This window comes from Chitinophaga sp. (genome assembly GCF_035564935.1).
GTDB lineage: Bacteria > Bacteroidota > Bacteroidia > Chitinophagales > Chitinophagaceae > Chitinophaga.
In genome coordinates, this window is sequence record NZ_DATMTE010000484.1 from 1 (window position 1) to 2297 (window position 2297).

2 protein-coding genes are annotated in these 2297 nt (G+C 48.5%); one reads left to right on the forward strand and one right to left on the reverse strand.

The genetic code is table 11. The features are described 5' to 3' along the window. The first annotated feature begins 27 nt into the window (after positions 1–27). Positions 28–1083 carry an NAD(P)/FAD-dependent oxidoreductase gene (locus VN105_RS12420; RefSeq protein ID WP_325641293.1) on the forward strand — a complete coding sequence of 352 codons (1056 nt, stop codon included), beginning with the start codon at positions 28–30 and terminating at the stop codon, positions 1081–1083. A gap of 101 nt (positions 1084–1184) precedes the next feature. On the opposite strand, the gene VN105_RS12425 is transcribed toward VN105_RS12420, so the two are convergent. Next, the coding region (locus VN105_RS12425) for an alpha/beta hydrolase (protein ID WP_325641295.1) at positions 1185–2297 on the reverse strand (1113 nt) is incomplete at its 5' end.

Below are 2297 nucleotides of genomic sequence, written 5' to 3' on the forward strand. Positions count from 1 at the left end.
ATAAACAGGATATAAGATTTTTGCAGGATGGAAAAATTCAGCGTTGCAATTATAGGCGGGGGACTGAGCGGGTTATTACTGGCTAACCTGCTGCAAAAAAAGAACATTGATACAATTGTACTGGAGGCGTCGGACAGGCTGGGGGGCAGGATCCATACAATTCAGGCCCACCGGCCGGGAGCCGCTCCGCTGGAGCTTGGCGCCACCTGGTTTGCTGATATGCATCAGCAGCTTGTACAATTAATATCGGAGCTGAATATTGAGCGGTTCCCACAATATGCAGCGGGTATTTCCTTGTTTCAAACAAAGTCGTTCGAACCCCCGCAGGCATTTTACGTACCCGAATCCAGCGAGCCGTCGTATCGCATTGCGGGAGGCACTTCGGCGCTAATTGAGGCATTGCGCCTTTCATTGCTGCCCGGATCTGTTTATACGGGAAGGCGGGTAACAGCAATAACCGGGCTCAGTGCCGGCGTACGGATCACCACTGCAGATGCGCAGGTATTTGAAGCAGATCAGGTAGTGGTATGTTTGCCGCCGCAGCTTGCAGGAAAAACTATCACCATCCATCCTGCGCTGCCGGAAGCAGTTGCCGGCGTTATTAATACAGTTCATACCTGGATGGAAGGCACTGTAAAGTTCACTATAGAATATGCTTCCGCGTTTTGGCGTAGCAAAGGCTTTTCGGGGATGTTGTACAGCCATGCAGGTATTATTACCGAAATGTATGATCATACAAACGCAGCAGGCACTGCATTTGCTTTAACAGGTTTTCTTGGCGGCGCCGCCGGCAGCTATTCCCCGGCTACAAGAAAGGACCTTGTTATTAAACAACTTACTGAACTTTTAGGGCCCGATGCCGGGGAGATGCTGCACTATGAAGACAAAGTATGGAACGATGCGTTCATCAGCAGCGGAAGTAATACTTTACTCATGCCGCACCAGAACAATGGGCATCCCTTGCTGCAGCAGTCTTACCTGGATGGTAAATTATGGTTTTGCGGTACGGAAACAGCCGCAAAATACGGCGGCTATATGGAAGGAGCGGTGATGGCTGCAAAAACAATGGCTGATAAGTTTTAACAGCGGGCTGCCGGCTGTTGAGCGTCATTATAGTTACTACGGAAAACTTTAATGCGGGGCCATCATATTGTGGCCCCGCATCTTTTAGCAGCTATATGTTACTACCTGGCATTTTGCCGGAACAATAAATTCTCCCCGAAAAACCCCAGCATTTTATCTTCAATTCTTTTGCTAACCCGGTTGATATGATCACCTTCGTAAATTTCGAAGGAATGCCTGATATGGTACTTGTTAAGTTCCTTATCCAGTGTCCTGATGCTTTCTGCAATACCTGTATCCCTGTCACCGGCGTCGAAGCCAATCGCCTTCAGCTGCCGTATGTTATAGATATATTGATCTAAACTGTTCAGCGGACGGTTTGCATCCCACTTTTGCAATATCCCGGGCTGTATCTTTCCATCCTTCACCGGGAGGTCGAGGTAAAAAGGAGGGTTATCCGGGTTGGGCGACCACGCCGCCGCCGATGCAAAGAGTGCTTTAGTGGAGAAATCCGCCTGCTGGAATTGTTCCACCGTTTTAATGCGCGCTGCATTCAAAAAATTTGGTGGCACGGCATCCGTAGCCAGGGGCGCAGTATTTAAACAGCAAGGACTGAGCAGGTACACGGCAGCAAATACATCGGGATGCTTTTCCCCGATCCGCAATGCGCCGTAGCCACCCATAGAATGACCGCATAAGCCCCTGCTTTCTTTTTGTGCAAGCGTACGATAGTGACTGTCCATATAACTTACCAGTTCCTTGGCAATAAAATCTTCCCAGTTGCCCGTTGTAACAGAATTGGAATACATGCTGCCCTGGAAAAGCGTATAGGCGTCGGGGGTAACAACAATCATTTCATGGGCCGGGTCCCGGGCAAATACCGTATCCAGTATGGGAGGGAGCGTCATCCAGTGTTGCTGGAAGCCATAAAATTTTGCGTCATTATCTGTATAGCCATGCAGGAAGTAAACTACAGGATAGTGTTTCTTCGTACCGGAATTATAGCTGGCAGGTAAATAAACAGAGATATGGCGACCGGGATCATCGCGGCTGAGATTACCTTCCAGCAATTTGCTGTGAATGGTTACCCGCTGAACAGCGCCTTTCGCAATTTGCTGCTGCGAAAAGCTTTTCGCAGGGAAAGCGAACAACAGGAAAGCAATAATGAAATGGGTGATATGATTTGTCATACGGCTATAATTGAGCTGATTACGGACATTAATATACAAATTTGG

Bases quoted from the DNA above. Each gene is read 5' to 3' on its own strand.
- VN105_RS12420 (WP_325641293.1), top strand. From the start codon at position 28: ATGGAAAAATTCAGCGTTGCAATTATAGGCGGGGGACTGAGCGGGTTA.